Source organism: Streptomyces sp. NPDC047043 (genome assembly GCF_040644055.1).
Classification (GTDB): Bacteria; Actinomycetota; Actinomycetes; order Streptomycetales; family Streptomycetaceae; genus Streptomyces.
This window is the reverse complement of record NZ_JBEYVO010000012.1, coordinates 89461-106937: the sequence shown is the minus strand read 5'-3', so window position 1 is coordinate 106937 and position 17477 is coordinate 89461. Positions and strand designations below refer to the sequence as shown.

Genomic DNA, 17477 nt, shown 5'->3' with positions numbered 1-17477 from the left:
CGCGCCCGGCCGGTGAGGATCGTGCGATCCTGACATGGTGAATCGTGAGGATCTGGTACGCCTGCGACAGGCACGCGACCGTATGGACCGCGAGTACGCCGAACCCCTGGATGTTGCCGCCCTCGCGAGCACGGCCCTGATGTCGCCGGGCCACTTCCAGCGCAGCTTCCGCGCCGCCTACGGCGAGACCCCGTACGGCTACCTCATGACCCGCCGGATCGAGCGCGCCAAGACACTGCTGCGCCGCGGCGACCTCACGGTCACCGAAGTCTGCATGGCGGTCGGCTGTACCTCTCTCGGCTCCTTCAGCGCCCGCTTCACCGAGCTGGTGGGCGAGACGCCGAGCTCCTACCGGGCCCGCTCGCACGAGGAGAGCGCCGAGATCCCGCCCTGCGTGGCGCGGGCGTACACACGCCCGAGACGGACGTAACGCCGGTACTGACCTTAGGTTGGACCCATGGACCTGAAACTGCACAACTGTTTCATCGCCGTCGACGACCACGACAAGGCTGTCACCTTCTACTGCGACGTCCTGGGCCTGGAGATCCGCAACGACGTCAAGTACGAGGGGATGCGGTGGGTGACCGTCGGGTCGCCGCTGCAACCGGACGTGTCGATCGTCCTGGAGCCGCCCGCGGCCAACCCCGACCTCTCCCCGGCCGACCGCGAGGCAATGGAGCAACTGCTGGCCAAGGGCATGCTGCGCGGGGTCAACTTCACCACCGAGGACTGCGACGCCCTCTTCGCCCGCGTCCGGGAATCCGGCGCCGAGGTGATCCAGGAACCGACGGACATGCCGTACGGAGTGCGTGACTGCGCGTTCCGGGACCCGGCGGGGAACATGTTGCGGTTCATGGAGCGGAAGGGATGAGCCGACAGGTCCTGTGGACCTACGCGTTCATGGACCGGCCGTACGAACTCTTCGGGCCCGCCTGCGAGTTCTGGACGGCCGTCACGGACACGCGGCTCTCCGAACTCCGGGGCGACAACAAGGAGTTCACGACCCTCCTGCACGACGGCGCCGACGCCTGCGTCAAGGTGCAGGGGGTCTCCTCGGGTCCGGGCGGTGCGCATCTCGACTTCCCCGTGGACGACGTACGGGAATTCGTGCGGTCGGCGCTGCGGCTCGGCGCGGAGGTGGTCGCCGATCACGGGACTTGGGCCGTACTGCGGTCGCCCGCAGGGCAGTTGTTCTGCACCATGCCGTGGCGCGGGGAGGCGACGCGCCCGGCCGTCGTGCACGGCAGCCGCCTCGACCAGGTGTGCGTCGACGCCGCGCCTTCCGCCTTCGAGGCCGAAGTCGCCTTCTGGGGCGGCCTGTTGCCGGAGTGGCACTCCCGGCCGGGCTCGCTCCCCGAGTTCCACGTGGTGGAGCCGCCGCCCGGCCTCCCGGTCCGCATCCTCCTCCAACGGCTCGGCGAGGAACGGGAGACGACCGCCCACCTGGACGTCGCCTGCGCCGACATCGAGGCGACCAGGGCCCGACACGAGCTGCTGGGCGCCGAGTTCGTGGCCCGGCACTCCGGCTGGACGGTGATGCGCGACCCGGCGGGCGGCACGTACTGCCTGACGGGGCGCGATCCGGAGACGGGCGGACGGATCAGCCGTCCTTGATCACGCAGGCGAAGGAGAACGGACCGTCGGTGGGGGTGGGCGTCGGGACCGGGCACTCCGTGCTCTCGTACCGCCCGGCCGACGGGGACGGGCTCGGGTCCGCGTTCTCCCAGCGGGCCGGCGGCCGCGGCTCCGTGGAGTCCTGCAGCCACAGCGTGAGCAGCCCCCCGACGGCCACCGCGACCACCCACACCGCCACGGCCCATCGCCACACCCGGCGGCGCGGTAAGCCGCTCACGCCGTCCACGGTTCCACGTCGACCACGGCCGCCACCGGGATCGGCCCGTACACGTGCGGGAACTCCTCCCCGCCGGGCTTGTTGGACTCGTACTTCAGCGGGGCGTTCAGGCGGTCCGGGTCGATGACCAGGACCACCAGGTCGTCCAGGCCGGCGAAGAAACGGTCGGCGGTCCCCGGGAGCTGGGTGCGGGTCGAGCAGTGGATGAAGCCCTCCTCCTGGAGGGTGCGGCCGCGGGTCGAGATCTCGTACGTGCCCTTCGCGCGGGCGGCGTCCCAGAGGGCGCGTTCGGTGATGTGCAGGATGTGATCGGCCATGAGGGCAGGTTACGGCCTCAGCCGTGCCGCCCGCCCCTGCAGATAGCGCTGCTCGGGGAGGCTCAGGGTCTTCGCGGCCGCCGCCTCGTAGGCGGTCCGGGCCTCGTCGTGGGCGCCGGCGCGCTCCAGGAGGTGGCCGCGCACCGCGTCAAGGCGGTGGCCCAACTCCGGCTCCAGCAGGGCGAGTTCCGCAAGGCCCGCCTCCGGTCCGTCGACCATGGCGAGGGCCACGGCACGGTTGAGGCGCTCGACGGGGCCGGGGACCTGGCGGACCAGCACCTCGTACAGGCCGAGGATCTCCTGCCAGTCGGTCGCCTCCGCGGACGGCGCCTCGTCGTGCACGGCGGCGATGGCGGCCCGCAGCTGGTAGGGGCCCGCACGGCCCCGCGCCAGCGCCCGGGTGACCAGCGCGACCCCCTCCTCGATCGCGGCCTTGTCCCAGCGGTCGCGGTCCTGTTCGTCGAGCGGCACTAGCTCGCCGTGCGGACCGGTGCGCGCGTCGCGGCGGGCGTCGGTGAGCAGCATCAGGGCCAGCAGCCCGGCCACCTCGCCGTCGTCGGGGAGGAGGCGCCGGACGGTACGGGTCAGCCGGATCGCCTCTCCGGCCAGGTCGCGGCGCTGCAGGCTGGTGCCGGACGTGGCCGTGTAGCCCTCGTTGAAGATCAGGTAGAGCGTGTGCAGGACGGCGGGCAGGCGTTGCTCCCAGTTGTCCGGGCGCCCGAAGCGCACGCCCCGCACCTTCTGCTTGGCCCGGCTGATGCGCTGCGCCATCGTCGCCTCGGGGACCAGGTACGCGCGGGCGATCTCGGCCGTCGTCAGACCGCCGACCGCGCGCAGGGTCAGCGCGATCTGCCCGGGCGGGGTGAGGTCGGGGTGGCAGCACAGGAAGAGGAGCGTGAGCGTGTCGTCCTCGCGGGGCGCGCGATCGGGCCCGGACGCGAGACGCGAGGTGAGCGCCGCGGCCTTCTCCTCCCGCGCCCGCCGCGCCTCCTCGGACCGCAGCGCGTCGGTCAGCCGCCGCGAGGCCACCCTGATCAGCCAGCCGCGCGGGTTGTCCGGAACCCCGGCCGAGGGCCACTGCCCGGCCGCGGCCAGCAGCGCCTCCTGTACGGCGTCCTCGGCGGCGTCGAAGTGGCCGTACCGCCTGACCAGCGCACCGAGGACCTGCGGCGCGTGCAGGCGCAGCAGGTCCTCGGTCTCGGCGGTGGGGCCCACGGAGTGCTCAGACGTCCGCGGAAGGGTCACCGATGGGCCGGATCACCACGGGGTAGTTGGTGGCCCCGGCGGGCTGGGGGCACTCGAGGATGCGCTCGGCGATCTCCGTGACACGCTCCAGGCTCGCGCAGTCCAGGACCCAGTAGCCGGCCAGCAGCTCCTTGGTCTCGCTGTACGGGCCGTCGGTGATCACGGGCTTTCCGTCGTCGCCGAGGCCGACCAGCCGGGCCTTCGCCGGTTCGGTCAGGCCCTGTCCGTCTAGCATCTCGCCGGTCTCCGCGAGGTCGTCGTTGAGAGCGCCCATGAAGGCGTACATGGCCTGGACGTCCTCCTGGCTCCAGGCCGGGGAGGTCGCGTTGGCCCTGCCCTGCATGCCCTCGTAGTCCGCCTGCGTGCACTGCACCATGACCAGGTACTTCATGACTTGGCTCCTTCGGCTCTCACCGCCCTCGGTGGGCGGCTCTCACGGGGGACGTCGGAGCCGGGCCGAGATTCTCGACACCGGATTCGGGGAAATTTCGATGCGGTCTTCAGGATCTTCTCGGCGCGGGGTTCAGGATGTCTGCGCGGGCGTCTCGCCGGGCTCCTCGTCGGGCGCGGTCACCTCGGGCGCGGCGCCCTCGGAGACGTACGCCTCGCACTGGGGGTTGCGGCAGGGGCCCGCCACCCACAGCGGGACCCACGCGCCCAGGGTCTTGTGGCGCTTGACGACCGTTTCCACGGGCTGTCCGCAGGCCGGACAGACGTGTTCTGAGCTGTCCATGCCCTCAGCGTAGGCCGGTCACCGCTTGCGCGCGTACGTACGGACGAGTACGCCGTTGCCGAAGGCGCGCGGGGCCACGTATGCCTGACTGCTTGCGGACGTGGGGCGCGATGGTCTCCGGGTACGTCGAGGTCACACAGCCGGAACGCCTCGTCCAGGTCGGCCCGCCCAAGGCGGCCCCTTTCGGCAGCGCCCTGAAGGGGCGCGGGGCTGTGTTCGATATGCGGCTACCGCCACGTGCGTGCGACCAGCCGCGATGGCGCCGCAGACGATCGGCGGCACATCGCGGCGCTGACCGGGCGGAACGCCTAGTGCGTGCGGGGTTCGCGCCACATCGGCCAGATCCGCGGGCCGTCGGGGAGGTCGAGGGGCGTGCCGGTGAGTTCGAAGCCGAGCCGCTCGTACAGCGCGCGGCTGCGGGCGTTGCTGGCCTCCAGATAGGTGGACACGTTCTCGCGGTCGCAGCGGTCGAGGACGTGCTGGACGAGCGCGGTGCCGAGCCCCTCGCCCTGGCGGTCGGGCGTGACGGCGATCATCCACAGGTACTCGTGCGCGCGCCCGACGGGATGGATGCCCGCGGTCAGCCGGCCGATCAGCTCGACGCGCTCGTTCTCCGGATCCACGGCGGCACGGAGCTGAGCGGGGCCGTCGTCCTCGGGCTCGTGCTCTTCGGCCGGTACCGGCAACCACAGCGCGCACGCCGTCCCGTCCTCGGTGACATCGATACGGCCCTCGGCGAGCACGATCTCCGTGAAGGCGGCCATCAGCCTGTGGTGGGTCGTGCGGCGGTACTCGTCACCGGGAAAGACCCAGCCGCTGACCGGATCGTCCTGGAAGGCCTCGTCCAGCAGCCGCACGACCAGCTCCCGGTCACTCTCGCCCGCCGTCCGGATCGCCACACCCATCTGCCGCCCTCTCGTCCCAAACGACCTCGGCTGTACGGCTGTTGAGCCTATACGGGACTGTCCGGTGAACCGAGCCACAAAAAGGGGCGGGCCCCGCACACCGTGGGGATGTGCGGGACCCACCGGGCCGGAGCCAGGGCGGCCGTGCGGGGTCAGGAGCCGCGGCCGCCCCGGTGGCTCCGGGGTCTGTTGAGTACAGCGGTCAACTGGCGCGACGCGTCACGAACTCCGCCAGCGCGAGCAGCCCGCCCGCCGCCTCCGGGTCCGGAACCGCGCGGGCCAGCTCCTGCATCGCGCGGGCCATCCGGTCGGCGGCCTGGACCTGAGCCCAGTCCCGCCCACCGGCCTGCTCCACGGCGAGAGCGGTGCGCGCGATCGACTCCGCGTCCTCCTTGTCGTACGGCATTTCGTACAGGGCGGCCAGTTCGCCGGCCGCCGGTGTGCCCGAGGTAAGCGCGGCGACCACCGGCAGGGACTTCTTGCGGGCCGCCAGATCGGCGCCGGCCGGTTTGCCGGTGCGGCTCGGGTCGCCCCATATGCCGATCACGTCGTCGATGAGCTGGAAGGCGAGCCCGGCCTCGCGGCCGAAGGCGTCCAGCGCCTCGACGTCCTCGGCGGGCGCCCCCGCGTACAGCGCGCCCAGCGCGCAGGCGCACCCCAGCAGCGCACCCGTCTTCGCCTCGGCCATGGCCAGCACCTCGTCGAGGGTGACCTCGCCGGGGCCGAGCCGCTCCATCGCGGTGTCCGCGTGCTGCCCCGCGCACAGCTCGACGATGCAGGCCGCGAGCCGGGCACCGGCCGCCGCGGACGCCGGGTGCGGGTCCTCGGCGAGCATCCCCAGGGCCAGCGCCTGCAGGGCGTCCCCGGCGAGGATCGCGTCGGCGTCGCCGAACACGGTCCACGCGGTGGGCCGGTGCCGCCGGGTGGTGTCCCGGTCCATCACGTCGTCGTGCAGCAGTGTGAAGTTGTGGACCAGCTCCACCGCCGCGGCCGCCCGCACCGCCGCCTCGCGCGCTCCCGGTCCGCCGAGCGCGGCGGCCGCGGTGAGGACCAGCGCGGGGCGGATCGCCTTGCCGGCGTTGCCCGCCGCCGGAGTGCCGTCCGCGTGCTCCCAGCCGAAGTGGTACAGCGCGATCCGGCGCATGGAACCGGGCAACGAGTCGACCGCGGCGCGCAGTTCGGGGTCGACACACGCCCGGGTGCGGTCCAGGATCGCCGCCGCCTCGTGCCCGTCCAGCGGCCCCGCCCCGGTGGAACGTTGCTTCGTGTCCGTCATGAACTCGGCCATGGGATCCCCCTCGGTCAGTCCGCGGACGGTGGCGCTTCCGCTGCTGGGCGCATATGACCGGGGTGTACCCGCCCCGGTGGGCGGGGACACGGCTCCGAGGTGCAGAAACGTCACCTCCAACGACCGATCTCGACGTTCTCCAGGACGCCGAGGGCGTCCGGCACGAGCACAGCGGCCGAGTAGTACGCCGTCACGAGGTACTTGATGATCGCCTGTTCGTTGATGCCCATGAAGCGCACGGACAGGCTCGGCTCGATCTCGTCCGGGATGCCTGCCTGCTGCAGTCCGACGACACCCTGCTCGGCCTCCCCGGTGCGCATCGCGATGATCGAGCTCGTACGGGACTCGCTCACCGGGATCTTGTTGCACGGGTAGATCGGCACACCGCGCCAGGTCGGGATGCGGTTGCCCGCCACCTCGATGGTCTCGGGGACCAGACCGCGCTTGTTGAGCTCGCGGCCGATCGCGGAGATCGCGCGCGGGTGGGCGAGCAGCAGCTTGGTGCCGCGGCGCCGGCTGAGCAGCTCGTCCAGGTCGTCGGGGCTGGGCACGCCGTCGTGCGGCTGGAGCCGCTGGTCGTACTCGCAGTTGTGGAGCAGCCCGAACTCGCGGTTGTTGACCAGCTCGTGCTCCTGGCGCTCCTTCAACGCCTCGACGGTGAGCCTGAGTTGCTGCTCGGTCTGGTTCATCGGCTGGTTGTAGAGGTCGGCCACGCGCGAGTGGATGCGCAGCACGGTCTGGGCGATGCTCAGTTCGTACTCGCGGGGCCTGGCCTCGTAGTCGACGAAGGTGTGCGGAATGTCGGGCTCGCCGCTGTGCCCCGCGGCGAGGTCGACCTCCTTCTCGCCGAACTTGTTGGTGCGCTGCTGCGGAATCGAGCGCAGCTGCTGGAGGTGCTCGCGCAGGGAGTCGGAGCGCTCCGCGACCTGGTCGACGTCCTGACGGGACAGCACGAGCACCGTACACGCGGTGTCCGCGCGGGCCGTGTACTCCCAGATGGCGTCCGGGTCAAGCAGGGCCGCATCGCCGAAGTAGGCGCCGTCGGCGAGCACCCCGAGGACCGCGTCGTCGCCGTACGGGCCCGTGCCGACCTTCTCGACCCTGCCGTGCGCCAGCAGGTGCACCTCGTCGGTCCGGCTGCCGAACGAGGCGATCACGGACCCCGGCGCGAACTCCTGCTGCCGGCAGCGCTGGGCGAGCTCCGAGAGCACCTCCTCGTCCTCGTACGAGCGCAGGGCGGGAAGCTCGCCGAGCTCGGCGGGGATGACCTCGACCCGGTCGCCGGTCTTCACGAACGTGATGCGGCCGTCCCCGACGGCGTAGGTCAGGCGCCGGTTCACCCGGTACGTGCCGCCCTGGACGTTCACCCACGGCAGCATGCGCAGCAGCCAGCGCGAGCTGATCTCCTGCATCTGGGGTGCGGACTTGGTCGTGGTGGCCAGGTTCCGTGCGGCAGCGGTGCCGAGACTCTGCTGCGGCTTGCCCTGCTCCGTACGGACCTCTTCGCCTACCGACATATGAGAACTGCCCTCCCGGTCATACAGCCGGCGCCCGACTGCGCGGCTGCGTCGATCTCCACGAGTAAGCCTCCCATCACGGAGCGTGTCGGTGCTATTACACGAAAGAGGGGGAATGGATCACTCCCGGCTGGGCAGATACGCGAATTCTGTCCAGCCGACGGGGTGTCCGGATCGAGCCACCCACCACCCGAACCATGTGTAATCGGCCATGCACTGTCGGTAAGACCTACGACACGAGGGGCCGCGCACGGCGGCCGCCGGCACGGCACGAAGGAGGCGGTCATGGCCTCACCCATGTCCGCGGACAGTTTCCTGGAGGGGCTCAGGGCGGAGGGCCTGACGGTCGTCGAGGTGGGCGACTGGGAGCACCACAACCGCAACCACAAGGGGCCGTGGGGCCCGGTCCACGGCGTGATGATCCACCACACGGTGACGAGCGGCAGCGAACGCACCGTCCAGATCTGCCGGGACGGCTACACGGGCCTGCCCGGCCCCCTCTGCCACGGCGTCATCACCAAGGACGGCACGGTCCACCTGGTCGGCTACGGCCGCGCCAACCACGCGGGCCTCGGCGACGACGACGTGCTGCGCGCGGTGATCGCCGAGAAGGCGCTTCCGCCGGACAACGAGGCGAACACCGACGGCAACCGGCACTTCTACGGCTTCGAGTGCGAGAACCTCGGCGACGGCGAGGACCCCTGGCCGGCCGCCCAGCTGGAGGCCATCGAGAAGGCCGCCGCGGCGGTGTGCCGGCACCACGGCTGGACGGAGCGGTCGGTCATCGGCCACCTGGAGTGGCAGCCGGGCAAGGTGGACCCGCGTGGGTTCACGATGGCGTCGATGCGGGAGCGGATCCGGGAGCGCCTGAAGTGAGGCCCCCGGTCACAATGGCCGGGTGACCGGCCTCGACACCCTGCACCCCCGGCTGCCCTCCCCCTTGCAGGAACTGCCGGACGACCGCTTCGCACGCCACGGCATCCGTCTCCTCCTCAAGCGCGACGACCTGATCCACCCGGAGCTGATCGGCAACAAGTGGCGCAAGCTGGCGCCGAACCTCACCGCCGCGACCGGCCGTACCGTCGTCACCTTCGGCGGCGCGTACTCCAACCATCTGCGCGCCACGGCCGCCGCGGGCCGCCTCCTCGGGCTGCCCACGGTGGGCGTGGTGCGCGGCCAGGAGCTGGCCGACCGTCCGCTCAACCCCTCGCTGGCCCGGTGCGCGGCCGACGGCATGCGGCTGCACTTCGTCGACAGGTCGACGTACCGCCGCAAGGCCGAAGCCGACACCCTCGCGCGCGTGCTGCGCGACGTCGGCACCGAGCACGCGTACGTCGTCCCCGAGGGCGGCAGCAACGCCGAGGCCGTACGCGGCTGCCGGGCCCTGGGCGAGGAGCTGCGCGGCGAGGCCGACGTCGTCGCCCTGGCCTGCGGTACCGGCGGCACGCTCGCCGGGCTGGCCGCCGGGCTCGCCCCCGACCAGCGCGCCCTGGGCGTACCGGTCCTCAAGGGCGGCTTCCTGACCGCCGACATAGAGGGCCTCCAGAAGGAGGCGTTCGGCGGCCGTATCGGCGACTGGAGCCTCGACGACCGCTTCCATTTCGGCGGCTATGCGCGCGTGCCCTACGAACTCGACGCCTTCGCCGAGGACTTCGAGCAGCGTCATGGGGTGCCGGTCGAGCGTCTGTATGTCGCCAAGTTGCTGTACGGACTTGTCGCCCTGGCCGAAGAGGGAGCTCTTGCGCGCGGGACGACGGTGGCGGCCGTCGTCACCGGGCGCCCGTTTCCTCAGGAGCCGTCCGCCGTCTCCCGGTAGGCCGCCGCCTCCTCCAGGTCCAGCCTGCGCAGCAGCGTCCGCAGCATCTCGTCGTCGATGTAGCGGCCGTCCCGCAGCCTGACGAACATCGCGCGCTCGGCGCCGATCATCTCCCGGGACAGACGGCGGTAGGTGTCGTCGACGGATTCACCGGTGACCGGGTTGGTCTGGCCGAGGCGTTCCCAGACGGCGTTGCGGCGGCGCTCCAGGACCTGGCGCAGACGGTCGGCGAGGGGCGGCGGAAGGGCGTTGCGCTCGTCGTCGAGGAGTTCGTCCAGGCGCTGCTCGGCGACCCGGGAGGCCTGCGCCTGGGCGTTGGCCTCCGCGAGCGTCTCGGCCTGCGCGTCCCGGGCGGGGAAGTTCAGCAGACGGATCACCGGTGCCAGGGTGAGCCCCTGCACCACCAGCGTCCCGATGACCGTCGTGAAGGTCAAGAACAGGATGAGGTTGCGCTGCGGAAAGGGCTCGCCGCCGTGCACGGTGAGCGGGATCGAGAAGGCGATGGCCAGCGAGACGACGCCCCGCATGGCCGCCCAGGACGTCACGATCGGCCCTCTCCAGGTGGGGTTGGCCTCGCGTTCCCTGATCCGCGCGGACAGTATGCGGGGCAAGAACGTCCCCGGGTACACCCACACGAACCGGGTCACCACGACCACCAGGAAGACGGCGACCGCGTACCAGGCGGCGTCCACGCCCTCGTAGTCCCCGAGGCCCTTGAGGACGACCTGCAGCTGCAGTCCGATGAGGGCGAACACCGCCGACTCGAGGACGAAGGCGACCACCTTCCACACCGCGTCCTCCTGGAGGCGGGTGGCGAAATCGACCTCCCACGCGCGGTGTCCGAGATAGAGGGCCACGACCACGACCGCGAGGACTCCGGAGGCGTGCACCTGCTCGGCGACGGCGTAGGCGACGAACGGGATCAGCAGCGACATGGTGTTCTGCAGCAGCGCCTCCTTCACGTGCGTGCGCAGCCAGTGGATCGGCAGCATCAGCACCAGCCCGACCGCGACGCCGCCGAACGCCGCCAGCAGGAACTCGCCGATCCCGCCGATCCAGGAGGCGCCCTCGCCGACCGCGGCCGCGACGGCGACCCGGTACGCGGTGATCGCGGTCGCGTCGTTCAGCAGCGACTCGCCCTGCAGGATCGTGGTGATCCGCGAGGGCAGCCCCACCCGCCGGGCGACCGCCGCCGCCGCGACCGCGTCCGTGGGCGCCACCACCGCGCCCAGTGCCAGCGCCGCGGGCAGCGGCAGCCCCGGCACGATCAGATAGGCGGCCCAGCCGACCACGAAGGTCGCGAAGAGCACGTAGCCCACCGACAGCAGCGCCACCGGCCGCATCGAGGCCCGCAGATCGAGGTACGAGCTCTCGACGGCCTCCTTGTGCAGCAGCGGGGGCAGCACGAGCGGCAGCACGATGTCCGGGTCGAGGGTGTAGTCCGGCACCCCGGGGACGTACGAGGCGGCGAGTCCCACCGCGACGAGCAGCAGCGGGGCCGGCACCGGGGTGCGCCGGGCGGCCGCCGCGATCGCGGTGCTGGCCGCCACCAGCAACAGCAGTGGCATCACGTCCATGACCCTCGCCCACCCTCGTTTTTCCGCGCGGCCATCCGCACACCCGTCGTAATCTGGCAATCATGAAACAGTGCACGCATGCCGACGCGCTGCCGCTCCCGGAACCCGGTCCGCTGACCGAGACATGTCCGGAGTGCCTGGCGCAGGGAACGCACCCGGTACAACTGCGGCTGTGCCTCGCCTGCGGCCACGTCGGCTGCTGCGACTCCTCGCCGGGACGGCACGCCACAGAGCACCACAAGGACTCAGGACACCCGATCATGCGCACGTTCGAGCCCGGCGAGAACTGGCGATGGTGCTTCGTGGACCACGTTCTCGTGTGACCCTGGACGACCGGGGGACGACCCACGATCCGGACGGTTCGACCGTCTGACGTCTGGGTACGTCAACCCGGCGCGCGTTCTTCCCAATTGGAGCCGCAGACCCCTAGACACGGAGCGTATCCACAGGTTTACTGTGAGTGACGGCAAGGGGTTGGGGTCCTGGGGACAGGAAAGTTGAGAGCGCGATAGCGTCACCGCTGAACCACACATCGCGTTACCCCGGGGGGCAACCCTCGGCCCCGAAAAGCTTGTACCACCTTGGAGGTGAGGGTGTCCCAGATCGCAGGCGAGCCCGCGACCCAGGACTTCGTGGAAGTCCGGCTGCCGGCCGCGGGTGCCTACCTGTCGGTGCTGCGTACGGCGACTGCCGGCCTCGCGGCCCGTTTGGACTTCACCCTCGACGAGATCGAGGACCTGCGCATCGCGGTGGACGAGGCCTGCGCGATCCTGCTCCAGCAGGCCGTGCCCGGCTCGGTGCTCAGCTGTGTCTTCCGGCTCGTCGACGACTCTCTCGAGGTCACCGTCTCGGCGCCGACCACCGACGGCCATGCCCCCTCGCGGGACACCTTCGCCTGGACCGTCCTGTCCGCTCTCGCGGGCAAGGTCTCCTCCGCCGTGGACAAGGACAAAACCGTTTCGATCAGCCTCTACAAACAGCGCGGCGCGGGACCCGGGCCGGCGTGAGGACAGGGGACGGGCCGGTGCGTGACGAAGAGCGCGGCACACGGGAGCTGCCGGCCGAGGGCACAGGCGGGTCCCGACGCACGGAGGATGCCGTCGGCACCGACGGCATGGCGGGCATCCCCGAGCAGGCCCGGCCGCACCCGGAGGACGACTCCACGGAGGCCGGCCTCCTGGACGACGGGCAGTGGGAACGGGAAGGCGCCGTGCAGAGCACCCCTCTGGACGGACGGAACGGGGTCACCCCGGTCCGAGCGGAGGCTAGGGCTCGGAGAAGGGCGACGGGCGGGACGATGAGCGAGCACGAGCGAAACGCCGAGGGCGACGGCCAGGACGCGCCGAGCGTGCAGCAGGCCACTCAGCACGACGCGGCACAGGACCGCAGCGGGGCGCGCGCCATGTTCGTCGAGCTGCGGGAGCTGAAGGACGGCAGCGCGGAGTACGCGGAGCTGCGCAACAAGCTGGTCCGTATGCACCTGCCGCTCGTCGAGCACCTCGCGCGCCGCTTCCGCAACCGCGGCGAGCCGCTGGACGACCTCACCCAGGTCGCCACCATCGGCCTGATCAAGTCGGTCGACCGCTTCGACCCGGACCGCGGCGTCGAGTTCTCGACGTACGCGACCCCGACGGTCGTCGGCGAGATCAAGCGGCACTTCCGCGACAAGGGCTGGGCGGTCCGCGTGCCCCGGCGCCTGCAGGAGCTGCGCCTCGCGCTCACCACGGCGACCGCGGAGCTCTCCCAGCAGCACGGCCGCTCCCCCACGGTCCACGAGCTCGCCGAGAAGCTGGCGATCTCGGAGGAGGAGGTCCTGGAGGGCCTGGAGTCGGCCAACGCGTACTCCACGCTGTCCCTGGACGTCCCCGACACTGACGACGAGTCCCCGGCCGTCGCCGACACCCTGGGCGCCGAGGACGAGGCCCTGGAGGGCGTCGAGTACCGCGAGTCCCTCAAGCCGCTCCTGGAGGATCTCCCGCCGCGCGAGAAGCGGATCCTGCTGCTGCGTTTCTTCGGCAACATGACCCAGTCGCAGATCGCGCAGGAGGTCGGCATCTCCCAGATGCACGTCTCCCGCCTGCTGGCCCGCACCCTGGCCCAGCTGCGCGAGAAGCTCCTGGTCGAGGAGTAGACCGCAGCTCTACGGCCACTGCGGCGCCGTACGAACTAGTGCTTGCCGTCCTGTGCGCGACCCGGTCCCTTGATCCCGAGGGCCTGGGTCGTCGCCGGATTGACCAGCAGCACCAGGGACGCGACGGCCACGACCGCCAGCGCGATCCCCGCCGGAATCGCCACACTGTCGGCCTGCAGCAGGTTGTAGGCCACCGGCAGCGCCATGATCTGCGTGATGACGGCCGGGCCGCGGCTCCAGCTCTTCTGCCCCAGCAGCCCGCGCGCGGCCAGCAGCGGCAGCAGGGCGAGGACGATCAGCGTGATGCCGCCGGTGACGGCGGACCCGCGGTCGTCCGGGTCTCCTCCGAGGCCCTCCACGAGCATCCAGACTCCGCCGGCGAGCAGCGCGATCCCTTCCAGCGCGGCGAGCGCGGCGGCGTACGTCAGACGGCGCGGGCGGGCGCCGGTGTCTTCCTCGGTGGCGGGGGTCTGCTCACTGGTCACCCCTGAAGGGTAGCCCTGGGCAGCTGACGGCCGGCCGGGGACGCAGGCCCCCGCGGCGGGGTTGAGCCGGGTCCCCGTGGTGAGACTCACGCCCCGCCTCTTACCTGATCCCTACCTCGGCCTGTGCCCGGTACCACCCAGTAGGTACGCTGCAACCCATGCGTGCACTTCTCGTGGCCAACCCGGCAGCTACCACCACAAGCGCACGTACGCGCGACGTCCTGATCCACGCCCTCGCGAGCGAGATGAAACTCGAGGCGGTCACCACCGAGTACCGCGGCCACGCACGCGACCTGGGCCGGCAGGCGGCGGAGAGCGAGGACATCGACCTGGTCGTGGCCCTCGGCGGCGACGGCACGGTCAACGAGGTGGTCAACGGCCTGCTGCACGCAGGCCCGAATCCGGAGGGCCTCCCCCGCCTCGCCGTGGTCCCAGGCGGCTCCACCAACGTCTTCGCCCGCGCCCTGGGCCTGCCGAACGACGCCGTGGAGGCGACCGGCGCACTTCTGGACGCCCTGCGCGAGGGCAGTGAGCGCACGGTCGGCATGGGCATAGCCGCGGGCACCCCGGGCACCGAGGACGAGGCGGTGCCGGCGCGCTGGTTCACCTTCTGCGCGGGGCTCGGCTTCGACGCGGGCGTGGTCGGCCGGGTCGAACAGCAGCGTGAGCAGGGCAAGAAATCCACACACGCCCTTTACCTGCGCCAGGTCGCACGGCAGTTCCTGCAGGAGCCCAACCGGCGGCACGGCACGATCACCCTGGAGCGGCCCGGCGAGGAGCCGGTGACCGACCTGGTGATGTCCATAATCTGCAACACGTCCCCCTGGACGTATCTGGGCAATCGCCCGGTGTACGCGGCACCTAAGGCCTCGTTCGATACCGGGCTCGACGTACTCGGTCTCAGCCGTATGTCCACGGTCGCAGCCGTCCGGTATTCCACACAATTGCTCACTTCGTCCCCCGAGCGCGGACCCCACGGCAAGCACGCCCTGTCTCTGCACGACCTGGACCAGTTCACCTTGCATTCGAAGGCGCCCCTACCCCTTCAGATGGACGGCGACCACCTGGGGCTGCGTACGAGCGTGACGTTCACAGGCGTACGCCGTGCACTGCGTGTGATTGTGTGAGCAGAAAGGGCTGAAGTCCTTTCACTCGAACGTTTAGGCCAGGATCCACCCCATGGAAGTACGGCTGTGACCTAGTCGACACCGAGGAATCAAAAAAAACTTTCCGGAAGGGGTTGTATCCGCCGCTGAGGTTTGCGAGTCTCTACGTGGCGGTCGGGACAGCCCGCAACACCAGCGTCCACAGGCCACCGGAACCCCTCTTCAAACCCCAGGACCACGACAGGGAAACCTGTCGGGCGGCCCTTCACTTGTTGAGGGATTCGTGAAAGCGTTCACATTCACAAGCAACTTGCATGTAATACCAAGGAGAGGTAGCAGCCATGGACTGGCGTCACAACGCCGTTTGCCGCGAGGAAGACCCCGAGCTCTTCTTCCCCATCGGCAACACCGGTCCTGCGCTGCTGCAGATCGAGGAAGCCAAGGCCGTCTGCCGTCGCTGCCCCGTTATGGATCAGTGTCTGCAGTGGGCGCTCGAGTCCGGCCAGGACTCCGGCGTCTGGGGTGGCCTCAGCGAGGACGAGCGCCGCGCCATGAAGCGCCGTGCCGCCCGCAACCGGGCCCGTCAGGCCTCCGCCTGACACACCCGCCCCACAAAGCCTGAGCTTGGCGGCGCGTACAGCGAGTACGCATCTCCCGCCCCCGAGCCGCAGCGCGCAGTACCCCCGATGCGCAGCACAAGCTGGCAACGAGCATTCGAGCCCCGGACCTGGGAACGGTCCGGGGCTTCTTGCTGTCCACCGGCCTTGCGTACGGCGCCAGTTGGGTACGGCAGCGCCGGCGTGCTGCGTTACTTGTTCGCCCGCACCGGCACGTCGAGGATCACCCGGGTGCCGCGCTCCGGCGCCGGCACCATGTCGAACGTGCCGCCCAACTCCCCTTCCACCAGGGTCCGTACGATCTGCAGCCCCAGGTTGCCCGCGGTGTGCGGGTCGAAGCCCTCGGGCAGGCCGACGCCGTCGTCCTGGACGGTGACCAAAAGGCGGGCCTCCTTGGTGGTACCTCCGCGGACCGCGGAGACCTCGACCGTGCCGGTGTCGCCCTCGCGGAAGCCGTGTTCGAGGGCGTTCTGGAGGATCTCGGTCAGCACCATCGACAGCGGGGTGGCCACCTCGGCGTCCAGGATGCCGAAGCGGCCGGAGCGCCGGCCGGTGACCTTGCCCGGCGAGATCTCCGCGACCATGGCCAGCACGCGGTCGGCGATCTCGTCGAACTCCACGCGCTCGTCCAGGTTCTGGGAGAGCGTCTCGTGCACGATCGCGATCGATCCGACGCGGCGGACGGCCTCTTCGAGTGCTTCGCGTCCGCGGTCGGAATCAATGCGCCGGGCCTGCAGGCGAAGCAGGGCGGCGACCGTCTGGAGGTTGTTCTTCACCCGGTGGTGGATCTCCCGGATGGTCGCGTCCTTGGTGATCAACTCACGCTCGCGACGGCGCAGTTCGGTGACATCCCGGAGCAGGACCAGCGAACCGATGCGCGTGCCCTTGGGTTTGAGCGGGATGGCCCGGAACTGGATGACCCCGTCGTTGGCCTCGATCTCGAACTCGCGCGGCGCCCAGCCGCTGGCGACCTTGCTCAGCGCCTCGTCCACCGGCCCACGGGTCGGGGCGAGTTCGGCGGTGGTCTTGCCGAGGTGCTGGCCGACGAGGTCGGAGGCGAGGCCCATGCGGTGGTAGGCGGAGAGTGCGTTCGGGGAGGCGTACTGGACGATCCCGTCGGCGTCGAGGCGGATCAGACCGTCGCCGACCCGCGGCGCGGCGTCCATGTCCATCTGCTGGTTCGCGAACGGGAAGGCGCCGGCCGCGATCATCTGCGCGAGGTCCGAGGCGCTCTGGAGGTACGTCAACTCCAGGCGGCTGGGCGTGCGTACGGTCAGGAGGTTGGTGTTGCGCGCGATGACACCGAGGACGCGCCCCTCGCGCCGTACCGGAATCGACTCGACCCGGACCGGGACCTCCTCGCGCCACTCGGGGTCGCCCTCGCGCACGATCCGGCCCTCGTCGAGCGCCGCGTCCAGCATGGGGCGGCGGCCGCGCGGGACGAGGTGGCCCACCATGTCGTCCTGGTACGAGGTCGGGCCGGTGTTGGGGCGCATCTGGGCGACCGAGACATACCGGGTGCCGTCGCTGGTGGGGACCCACAGGACGAGGTCGGCGAAGGAGAGGTCGGAGAGCAGCTGCCACTCCGAGACCAGCAGATGGAGCCACTCGAGGTCGGAGTCGTCGAGGGCGGTGTGCTGGCGGACCAGTTCGTTCATGGAGGGCACGTGTGCGAGCGTACCTGGCGGTTTGTACGGCTCCGAAATGAGCGGCCCTGCGCAGCAGGCGCCGTACGGGCCCGGAAAACACCCGCGGGCCGCGGCGCCTGAGAGGGACCCTCAACCCTCTCGGCACCGCAGCCCGGAGCAATATCGGCCGCGGGGTGTGCGGTCCCGGTGTCGGCCGAAGGTTGAGGAGCCGGGGCAGTCAGGGCAGAGAGCTCCGGTTC

The 17477-nt window shown here is 70.9% G+C and carries 21 protein-coding genes; 10 read left to right on the top strand and 11 right to left on the bottom strand.

Translation table 11 applies throughout. From position 1 onward, the window contains the following. Positions 1-37 precede the first annotated feature (37 nt). The 3 genes from ABZ880_RS20290 to ABZ880_RS20280 are packed head-to-tail and all read left to right on the top strand — an operon-like array spanning position 38 to position 1614. Complete coding sequence (locus ABZ880_RS20290; protein ID WP_361264983.1) at positions 38-430, top strand: helix-turn-helix transcriptional regulator; 393 nt, start codon at positions 38-40, stop codon at positions 428-430. Between the two features lie 27 nt (positions 431-457). Beyond that, the gene (locus tag ABZ880_RS20285) at positions 458-871 is read left to right on the top strand and encodes a VOC family protein (RefSeq protein WP_361264554.1); all 414 of its coding nucleotides are present in this window, start codon (positions 458-460) and stop codon (positions 869-871) included. Next, entirely contained in the window at positions 868-1614 is a 747-nt protein-coding gene (locus ABZ880_RS20280; protein WP_361264553.1) for a VOC family protein, read from the top strand. The genes ABZ880_RS20285 and ABZ880_RS20280 overlap by 4 nt, the downstream gene beginning before the upstream one ends. Here the strand turns inward: ABZ880_RS20280 and ABZ880_RS20275 are convergent. From ABZ880_RS20275 to ABZ880_RS20240, 8 genes are all read right to left on the bottom strand, one after another. Continuing rightward, complete coding sequence (locus ABZ880_RS20275) at positions 1601-1852, bottom strand: hypothetical protein (protein WP_361264550.1); 252 nt, start codon at positions 1850-1852, stop codon at positions 1601-1603. The genes ABZ880_RS20280 and ABZ880_RS20275 overlap by 14 nt on opposite strands. Further along, entirely contained in the window at positions 1849-2169 is a 321-nt protein-coding gene (locus tag ABZ880_RS20270) for a DUF952 domain-containing protein (RefSeq protein WP_361264547.1), read from the bottom strand. The genes ABZ880_RS20275 and ABZ880_RS20270 overlap by 4 nt, the downstream gene beginning before the upstream one ends. A 9-nt stretch (positions 2170-2178) precedes the next feature. Beyond that, positions 2179-3384: a sigma-70 family RNA polymerase sigma factor gene (locus ABZ880_RS20265; RefSeq protein WP_361264545.1), complete on the bottom strand. Its 1206-nt coding sequence runs from the start codon at positions 3382-3384 to the stop codon at positions 2179-2181. 7 nt (positions 3385-3391) lie between these two features. Then, positions 3392-3805: a YciI family protein gene (locus ABZ880_RS20260; protein WP_361264541.1), complete on the bottom strand. Its 414-nt coding sequence runs from the start codon at positions 3803-3805 to the stop codon at positions 3392-3394. Positions 3806-3937: 132 nt separating this feature from the next. Beyond that, positions 3938-4147 carry a hypothetical protein gene (locus tag ABZ880_RS20255; protein ID WP_361264538.1) on the bottom strand — a complete coding sequence of 70 codons (210 nt, stop codon included), beginning with the start codon at positions 4145-4147 and terminating at the stop codon, positions 3938-3940. A 308-nt stretch (positions 4148-4455) separates the two neighbouring features. Continuing rightward, positions 4456-5052 (bottom strand): GNAT family N-acetyltransferase, encoded by a 597-nt coding sequence (locus tag ABZ880_RS20250; protein ID WP_361264535.1) that lies wholly within the window; start codon positions 5050-5052, stop codon positions 4456-4458. Between the two features lie 202 nt (positions 5053-5254). Then, positions 5255-6340: a family 2 encapsulin nanocompartment cargo protein polyprenyl transferase gene (locus ABZ880_RS20245; RefSeq protein ID WP_361264533.1), complete on the bottom strand. Its 1086-nt coding sequence runs from the start codon at positions 6338-6340 to the stop codon at positions 5255-5257. Between the two features lie 110 nt (positions 6341-6450). Further along, positions 6451-7857, bottom strand: a complete 1407-nt coding sequence (locus ABZ880_RS20240; protein WP_361264530.1) for a family 2B encapsulin nanocompartment shell protein — start codon at positions 7855-7857, stop codon at positions 6451-6453. Positions 7858-8142: 285 nt separating this feature from the next. Here ABZ880_RS20240 and ABZ880_RS20235 point away from each other — a divergent pair, with 285 nt between their 5' ends. Both ABZ880_RS20235 and ABZ880_RS20230 read left to right on the top strand, forming a co-directional pair. Continuing rightward, positions 8143-8733, top strand: coding sequence for an N-acetylmuramoyl-L-alanine amidase (locus ABZ880_RS20235; protein WP_361264527.1), 591 nt, complete (start codon positions 8143-8145; stop codon positions 8731-8733). 22 nt (positions 8734-8755) lie between these two features. Next, positions 8756-9673 carry a pyridoxal-phosphate dependent enzyme gene (locus ABZ880_RS20230; RefSeq protein ID WP_361264524.1) on the top strand — a complete coding sequence of 306 codons (918 nt, stop codon included), beginning with the start codon at positions 8756-8758 and terminating at the stop codon, positions 9671-9673. Here ABZ880_RS20230 and ABZ880_RS20225 read toward each other — a convergent pair. Then, on the bottom strand, positions 9646-11250 hold the full coding sequence (locus ABZ880_RS20225) for a Na+/H+ antiporter (RefSeq protein WP_361264521.1): 1605 nt from the start codon (positions 11248-11250) through the stop codon (positions 9646-9648). The two genes, ABZ880_RS20230 and ABZ880_RS20225, sit on opposite strands and share 28 nt — an antisense overlap. Positions 11251-11312: 62 nt before the next feature. Here ABZ880_RS20225 and ABZ880_RS20220 point away from each other — a divergent pair, with 62 nt between their 5' ends. From ABZ880_RS20220 to ABZ880_RS20210, 3 genes are all read left to right on the top strand, one after another. Continuing rightward, positions 11313-11573, top strand: a complete 261-nt coding sequence (locus ABZ880_RS20220) for a UBP-type zinc finger domain-containing protein (protein WP_361264518.1) — start codon at positions 11313-11315, stop codon at positions 11571-11573. A 270-nt stretch (positions 11574-11843) separates the two neighbouring features. Continuing rightward, complete coding sequence (locus ABZ880_RS20215) at positions 11844-12257, top strand: hypothetical protein (RefSeq protein WP_003992877.1); 414 nt, start codon at positions 11844-11846, stop codon at positions 12255-12257. Beyond that, complete coding sequence (locus ABZ880_RS20210; RefSeq protein ID WP_361264515.1) at positions 12254-13381, top strand: RNA polymerase sigma factor SigF; 1128 nt, start codon at positions 12254-12256, stop codon at positions 13379-13381. The genes ABZ880_RS20215 and ABZ880_RS20210 overlap by 4 nt, the downstream gene beginning before the upstream one ends. A gap of 35 nt (positions 13382-13416) precedes the next feature. Here the strand turns inward: ABZ880_RS20210 and ABZ880_RS20205 are convergent, their stop codons facing one another. Then, positions 13417-13866, bottom strand: a complete 450-nt coding sequence (locus ABZ880_RS20205) for a hypothetical protein (RefSeq protein WP_361264512.1) — start codon at positions 13864-13866, stop codon at positions 13417-13419. Between the two features lie 158 nt (positions 13867-14024). Between ABZ880_RS20205 and ABZ880_RS20200 the strand changes: the two genes are divergently transcribed. Together ABZ880_RS20200 and ABZ880_RS20195 are read left to right on the top strand one after the other, a co-directional pair. Beyond that, entirely contained in the window at positions 14025-14993 is a 969-nt protein-coding gene (locus ABZ880_RS20200) for a diacylglycerol kinase family protein (RefSeq protein WP_361264510.1), read from the top strand. A 320-nt stretch (positions 14994-15313) separates the two neighbouring features. Beyond that, on the top strand, positions 15314-15571 hold the full coding sequence (locus ABZ880_RS20195) for a WhiB family transcriptional regulator (protein WP_006142322.1): 258 nt from the start codon (positions 15314-15316) through the stop codon (positions 15569-15571). A 209-nt stretch (positions 15572-15780) separates the two neighbouring features. On the opposite strand, the gene ABZ880_RS20190 is transcribed toward ABZ880_RS20195, so the two are convergent. Continuing rightward, the gene (locus tag ABZ880_RS20190; RefSeq protein WP_361264980.1) at positions 15781-17247 is read right to left on the bottom strand and encodes a PAS domain-containing sensor histidine kinase; all 1467 of its coding nucleotides are present in this window, start codon (positions 17245-17247) and stop codon (positions 15781-15783) included. Positions 17248-17477 lie beyond the last annotated feature (230 nt).